This window comes from Paraburkholderia sp. BR10872 (assembly GCF_040965835.1).
Lineage (GTDB): Bacteria > Pseudomonadota > Gammaproteobacteria > Burkholderiales > Burkholderiaceae > Paraburkholderia > Paraburkholderia nodosa_A.
The window spans coordinates 79,697-86,521 of sequence record NZ_JBFRCN010000041.1 but is presented as its reverse complement, the minus strand read 5'-3'; the positions used below and the strand labels follow the sequence as shown (position 1 = coordinate 86,521).

7 protein-coding genes are annotated in these 6,825 nt (G+C 67.5%); 5 read left to right on the top strand and 2 right to left on the bottom strand.

All coding sequences use genetic code 11. The features are described from left to right. From dcm to AB4Y43_RS27745, 5 genes are all read left to right on the top strand, one after another. Positions 1-1,030 (top strand): DNA (cytosine-5-)-methyltransferase (gene dcm / locus AB4Y43_RS27765; protein WP_368729252.1); only part of this gene is annotated, 1,030 nt, incomplete at its 5' end. Positions 1,031-1,070: 40 nt separating this feature from the next. Further along, the gene (locus AB4Y43_RS27760) at positions 1,071-1,520 is read left to right on the top strand and encodes a very short patch repair endonuclease (protein ID WP_368729251.1); all 450 of its coding nucleotides are present in this window, start codon (positions 1,071-1,073) and stop codon (positions 1,518-1,520) included. Between the two features lie 186 nt (positions 1,521-1,706). After that, positions 1,707-2,210, top strand: coding sequence for a YbhB/YbcL family Raf kinase inhibitor-like protein (locus AB4Y43_RS27755; protein WP_133181928.1), 504 nt, complete (start codon positions 1,707-1,709; stop codon positions 2,208-2,210). A 71-nt stretch (positions 2,211-2,281) separates the two neighbouring features. Then, the gene (locus AB4Y43_RS27750) at positions 2,282-3,688 is read left to right on the top strand and encodes an MFS transporter (protein WP_342947899.1); all 1,407 of its coding nucleotides are present in this window, start codon (positions 2,282-2,284) and stop codon (positions 3,686-3,688) included. A gap of 110 nt (positions 3,689-3,798) precedes the next feature. Then, complete coding sequence (locus AB4Y43_RS27745; RefSeq protein ID WP_069265393.1) at positions 3,799-4,389, top strand: hypothetical protein; 591 nt, start codon at positions 3,799-3,801, stop codon at positions 4,387-4,389. Between the two features lie 170 nt (positions 4,390-4,559). On the opposite strand, the gene otsA is transcribed toward AB4Y43_RS27745, so the two are convergent. Both otsA and AB4Y43_RS27735 read right to left on the bottom strand, forming a co-directional pair. Beyond that, complete coding sequence (gene otsA / locus AB4Y43_RS27740; RefSeq protein ID WP_083245302.1) at positions 4,560-6,032, bottom strand: alpha,alpha-trehalose-phosphate synthase (UDP-forming); 1,473 nt, start codon at positions 6,030-6,032, stop codon at positions 4,560-4,562. Positions 6,033-6,253: 221 nt separating this feature from the next. Next, positions 6,254-6,475, bottom strand: coding sequence for a hypothetical protein (locus AB4Y43_RS27735; RefSeq protein WP_069265394.1), 222 nt, complete (start codon positions 6,473-6,475; stop codon positions 6,254-6,256). Between the last annotated feature and the right edge of the window lie 350 nt (positions 6,476-6,825).

Here is a 6,825-nt window from a genome sequence, read left to right as displayed (position 1 = left end):
AGCAGATGCTGAACTCGTTCGAAGCGACGCGGCGTTTCTTCGAAAGCGCGGCCCAGGTGCAAGGCGCGACGCCGCCGACGTGCCCGATCACGACGTCCTGCTCGCGGGCTTTCCGTGCCAGCCGTTCTCGATCGCGGGCGTGAGCAAGAAGAACGCGCTTGGCCGTCCGCACGGCTTTGCCTGCACCACGCAGGGCACGCTGTTCTTCGACGTCGCGCGCATCATCGCCGAGAAGCGGCCCGCCGCCTTCCTGCTCGAGAACGTGAAGAACCTCGTCTCGCACGACCGTGGCCGCACGTTCGACGTGATCCTCCAGGTGCTGCGCGACGAACTCGGCTACGACGTGCACTACCGCGTGATCGACGGAAGCCATTTCACGCCGCAGCATCGCGAACGCATCATCATCGTCGGCTTTCGCGAGCCGGCGGCGTTCTCGTGGGACGCGCTCGCGCTGCCGGAAGAAGGCCCGCGGCTCGCCTCGATCCTGCACCGCACCGACGGCTGCGAGCCGCTGCTGCCGTGGGACGGCGAGCGCTTCTTCGATCACGGCGCGCGCCGCGTGCAGCCGAAGTACACGCTCACGCCGGGGCTCTGGGCCTATCTGCAGCAATACGCGGAGAAGCATCGCGCGGCCGGCAACGGCTTTGGCTTCGGCCTCGCGTTTCCCGACAGCGTCACGCGCACGCTTTCTGCGCGCTATCACAAGGACGGCTCGGAGATCCTCGTCTATCAAGGCGAAGGGTCGCGCCCGCGCCGCCTCACGCCGCGCGAGTGCGCGCGGCTGATGGGTCTGCCCGACACCTTCCGCATTCCAGTGAGCGACACCCAGGCGTACCGCCAGTTCGGCAACAGCGTGGTGATGCCGGTGATGCGCGAAGTCGCGCGCACGATGATGCCGCATCTCGACGCGATGCTGGCCGCACGGCACGAAGCACCGCGTGCGCAAGCGACGACGGTTCCCGCCGTCGCGCGCACCACGCGCGCCAAGCGCAACGCGGCCTCGGCGACGGCCACGGCGGGAGGCCGCTGACCGGCGCGCGCCACGGCCAACCGAAGCGAGGCGACAGACGATGGTGGACGTCGTCGATACGGCGACCCGCAGCCGGATGATGTCCGGCATACGCGGACGCAACACGAAGCCCGAGAAGCTGATCCGCAGTCTGCTGCACCGGCGCGGCTTTCGCTTTCGCCTGAACGTGCGCGAGCTGCCGGGCCGGCCCGACATCGTGCTGCCGCGCCGGCGCGCCGTGGTGTTCGTGCACGGCTGCTTCTGGCACGGCCACGACTGCGCGCTCTTCAAGTGGCCGCAAACGCGCCCCGAGTTCTGGCGCGAGAAGATCGCGCGCAACCGACTGAACGACGCCAAGGCGCTCGCCGCGCTCGCAGCCCAGGGCTGGCGCGTGGCGGTGGTCTGGGAATGCGCGTTGCGTGGCGCGCAGCACGATCCCCATGCGGTCGTCGAGCGGCTGGCCGCATGGCTCGAAGACGAGTCGTCGACCTGGTTCGAGGCGCGGTCGTAACACGCCCTCGCGACATGTCACGCGAAACGTGACCGCAAGCCGATGCGCCGCGCATCTCACGCTGTGAAGCTGGCCCTGCCTGTAGGGCCCGCGGTGATAAACTCGATCGACCGGCTGCGCGCCCACCTGCACGCGTCACACGTGCTGGCGCAACCGTCCCATGACCCCAAGCGAAGGAGACACCCGATGGCTGATTTCCGACTTTGGTCCGATGACTTTCCCAGCAACGGTTTCATGCCGAAGGCGCAGGAGTTCGACGACCGGGCCTTCGGTGTCGACGGCGACAACGTTTCGCCCGCGCTGCAGTGGGACGAGCCGCCCGCCGACACGCAAAGCTTCGCGCTCACCGTCTACGATCCGGACGCGCCGACGGGCAGCGGTTTCTGGCACTGGGTCGTGGTGAACATTCCGCCCGACGTGCGCTCGCTCGCCCGCAACGCCGGCAAGGCCGACGGCAGCCTGCTTCCGCAGGGCGCGGTGCAGGTGCACAACGACTACGGCACGGTCGGCTTCGGCGGCGCGGCGCCCCCGCGCGGCGACAAACCCCATCGCTACATCTTCCGCGTGCATGCGCTCAAGGCAGCGCAACTGCCCGTCACGCCGGAAACGACGAACGCGGTAGCGCGTTTCATGACGCATCTGAACGAGGTGGATTCGACCACCTACGTCGGGCTCTATGAACTGAAATAAGCCGCCACGGAACACCAGAAAACAACATCCAGCCGGCGGCGCACGTCCATCGCGCGCCGCCTCTCCCGTCGATGCCCACGCTTTCCGAACGCTCCGCCCATTCCACCGCCGACATCGAAAACGGCCTGCCCTTCCCGCAACGTTACTACGCGATCCTCGTGGTCGCGCTCGGCATCACGCTCGCCGTGCTCGACGGCGCGATCGCCAACGTCGCGTTGCCGACCATCGCACGCCATCTTCACGCGAGCGCGGCAAGTTCGATCTGGATCGTCAACGCGTATCAGCTCTCGGTGACCATCGCGCTCCTGCCGCTCGCCTCGCTCGGCGACCGCATCGGTTACAAGCGCGTGTATCTGGCCGGCATGGTGCTGTTCACCGTCGCGTCGCTCGGCTGCGCGCTGGCGACCACGCTGCCCGAACTCGCCCTCGCACGCATGGTGCAGGGCTTCGGCGGCGCGGGGATCATGAGCGTGAACACCGCGCTCGTGCGCATGATCTATCCGCGCGCGCAGCTCGGCCGGGGCGTCGCCATCAACGCGATGGTCGTCGCGATCGCCTCGGCGGTCGGGCCGACGCTCGCCTCGGGCGTGCTCGCCATCGCGACGTGGCCCTGGCTCTTTGCGATCAACGTGCCGATCGGCATCGCCGCGCTCATGCTGGGCCTGCGCGCGCTGCCCGTGAACGAGCGGCATCCCGCGCCTTACGACTATTTGAGCGCCGTGCTCAACGCCATCGTGTTCGGCCTCCTGATCTTTGCCGTCGACGGCCTCGGCCACGGCGAGAGCAATCGCCTCGTCGCGCTCGAATTCGTGCTGGCGATCGTGATCGGCTGGTTCTTCGTGCGCCGCCAGCTCACGCAGGCCGCGCCGCTCCTGCCCGTCGATCTGCTTGCCAACCCCGTCTTCGCACTGTCGATCAGCACCTCGGTGTGCTCGTTCTGCGCGCAAATGCTCGCGTTCGTCGCGCTGCCCTTCATGCTGCAGGAGACCTTCGGTTTCTCGCAGGTCGACACGGGCCTCCTCATGACGCCCTGGCCGCTCGTCATCGTCGGCGCCGCGCCGCTCTCGGGCGCGCTCTCCGACCGATATCCGGCGGGCATGCTTGGCGGCATCGGACTCGCGCTCTTCGCGCTCGGCCTGCTCTCGCTCGCGACACTCGGCGCGCATCCCACGGTGTTCGATATCTGCTGGCGCATGGCGTTGTGCGGCGCGGGCTTCGGCGTGTTCCAGTCGCCCAACAACCGGCAAATTCTTTCCTCTGCACCGCGCGAGCGCAGCGGCGGCGCGAGCGGCATGCTCGGCACCGCGCGCCTCACCGGGCAAACGCTCGGCGCGGCGCTCGTCGCGCTCATCTTCGGCGTGGCACCGCAACACGGGCCGACCATGGCGCTCTACGTGGCGACGGCCTTTGCCGCGGTCGCGGCAGTGGTGAGCCTGCTGCGCCTCATGCCGGGCACCGCGGCACGCACGCCGCGCTAAGCGCGGCCTAACCCTGCGCGCGCGCAGGCACTAACATGGATTCAGGGCGAGCCGCATTCGCGGCTGCGCCCGGCGAGTCAACCTGCCGAGTCCGGCAAAGGGGGCTTCCCATGTCACTGATCGTCGCTGGTCGGTTCACGACCTTTCCCGCCGCCGAAGCCGCCGCCGAAAAGCTGTACGCGGGCGGCTTCCTCGAAGAAGACGTCAACCTGTTCTTCGTCAATCCGCGCGGCCAGCATGCGCACCACAGCGTCCAGGGGACGGCGATGGGCGCGCCGCCTACGCTCGCCGCAGGGCACCCGCATCACACCCGCAATATCACCGCAGGCGCCGTGGCGGGCGCCGTAGTGGGCGTGGTGATTTTCAGCGCGTTCTCGGCTGCGCTGCCTTCGGTCGTGATCGCGGCCGGCGTAGGCGCCTGGATCGGCGCGCGCATCGGCGCGAGCGTGGGGGCAAAAGCCGCTGCGCAGCAAATCTCGGCGCACCACGAGCGGGTGCATCGCGAAACGCGCAGCGACGGCGTGCTGCTCTCGGTGCACGTCTGCTACGAGAACCAGGATCTCGCTGCGCAGTTGCTGCGCGACAGCGGCGCCGCCGATATCGAGTGCGCTTCGGGCCAATGGCACGACGGACACTGGGCCGATTTCGATCCGACCCGCGCGCCGATGCCGTTCGCCGCACCGAGCGGCCAGCGGGTCTGAGCGCACGCCGCGCCGCGGATCGACGGGTATCGCCGGGTATCGCCGGGTATCGATCTCGCGGACGTAAAAAAACGCGGCGGCCCGAAGGCCGCCGCGCGGATGCAATTGCGTCGAGAAAAACGTTAGAGGGCTAAAGGCGTCACGCCGCCTCGCCGCTCACCGCCCCGTCGCTACGCGCGCGCTGCGCGATGCGGCTGTTCGGGCGCGCTCGTTTGCACGGGAGCTTTCCCCGCCGGTGCGGCGTTGCGCGCCCTGGCCGTGACCGAAGCGGCCGTCGCCACGCTGCGCAGATCGGCAAGGAACGTATCGCGCCACACCGAAAGATTGTTCTCGCGCAGCGACGCCATCATGTCGTTGTATCGCGAGACGCGCTCGGCGTGCGGCATCGAGAGCGCGCGCTCGAGCGCCTCGGCTGTCTGGTTCAGGTCGTACGGATTCACGACCAGTGCGCCGGGCAGTTGTTCGGCCGCGCCCGCGAACTGCGAAAGCACCAGCACGCCGGGATCGTCGGGATTCTGCGACGCCACGTATTCCTTTGCCACGAGATTCATGCCGTCGCGCAGCGGCGCGACGTAGCCCACCTGCGCCTCGCGGAACAGCGCCATCAGCAGATTGCGCTCGTACTTGCGGTTCAGGTACTGGATCGGCGTCCAGTCGAGCTGCGCGAAACGGCCGTTGATCCGGCCCGCCTCGCCTTCGAGATTGCGGCGAATCGTCTGGTAGGTCTGCACGTCGGAGCGCGTCGGCGGCGCGATCTGCAGGAGCGAGACGCGGCCATGCCAGCCCGGCCCGTTCTGCAGCAGGCGCTCGAACGCCTGGAAGCGCTCGGCGAGCCCCTTCGAATAATCGAGCCGGTCCACGCTCATGATCAGCTTGCGTCCGCGCATGGCTTCGCGCAGGCTGCGCACGGCCTTGCGGTCGGCGAACTGCGACGAGGCTTTGGCAATGGCGTCCGGATAGATGCCGATCGGGTACGCCCCGACCTTGAGGAAGCGGTCCCACGCGTGGACCATGCCGTCGTCGCTTGCGGTGCCATGACCGCCGCGCTCGATGTAGTCGAGAAAGGCCTGACGGTCCGCGTCGGTCTGGAAACCGACCACGTCGTAGTGGCACATGAACTTCATGAGTTCTTCGTGCGGCGGCACCGAGCGCATGACTTCGGGCACCGGCAGCGGAATGTGCAGGAAGAAGCCGATCGGGTTCTTCACCCCGAGATCGCGCAGGCAGCGCGCGAACGGAATCAGGTGATAGTCGTGCACCCAGATGATGTCGTCGGGCTCGATGAGCGGCTGCAACTGGCGCGCGAGCGACACGTTTACGCGCAGGTAACCGCCGTACTCCTGGCGCTCATAGCGCGCGAGGTCGTTGCGGTAGTGGAACGTCGGCCAGAGCGTCGTATTCGAGAAGCCCTTGTAGTACTGGTCATAGTCACGCCGGGTAAGACCCACCGTCGCGTAGGTGACGCTGCCCTGCTGCTCGATGACCGGTGCGGACGGTTCCGCGACGGTCTCGCCGCTCCACCCGAACCACACACCGCCGGTTTCCTTGAGCGCGTCCAATACGCCCACTGCGAGCCCGCCCGCTGCGGGACGGCCCTCCTGGGTCGGCGCAACGCGATTCGATACCACGATCAGTCTGCCCATTGCGGCTCTACCTCCTGTTTCGTTGGGTCCGAAGACAATGCTTCAGGTACGCACGCAAGACGCGTGCCGGATAGACAGGGTCGGAGCAAAAATCTTTCCTCGTAAGTGACGGCGCGAGCAAATTCCGCGCGGCAATCGCGCAAGTCCGGAATGCCCGGTGATTAGCGAGACCAGGAAACCGGCCTGCAAACAGCGCGCGGCGAACTGCGGTTCGAAGCGAATCAGGCGTCCTGTTCCGAGCCGAGATCGCGCTGGTACTCGATGCCCTCAGCCCGCGCCCCGCCTTGGTTGTGCTCGCCGTCGGGCGGCACGCCAGGCGCTGCGCGATTCTGGCCCGCGGGGTCCGGCGCGTTCGACTGCTGCGGACTGCTTTTCTCTTGCGAATCGCGCGGGCCACGCTTGCCCGTGTAACGTGCGGAGCGGCGCAAGGCAGGATGTCTCATGTCGATGCCTCCAGCGGGAAGGCGGCCACGCGGCCGTGGCGCTTTTTTATAGTCCAGGGTTCGCCGCGTGAATCCGCCGGTAAAAATGGTGGGGCCTTTGTAACTAGTACATAAAAACCATCAGGATCTGCTGATGACTTCTTAAGGCAGCGCGAGCAGATGCTCACGTGGCGGGCAATGCGCCAGACGAACGACGAAATCGAGAGGAGACCGAAGGGTCGAATCGGGGCCGCGCGTGCGGCACTTCGCCCGGCGGCTCTGGCGGATCGCCAATAGGAGGCACGTCGGGCTCACCGGGCTGGTCCGGCGGCGGTTCGTCGGGCTGCGGAGTATGCGCGAGCCAGGGCTTC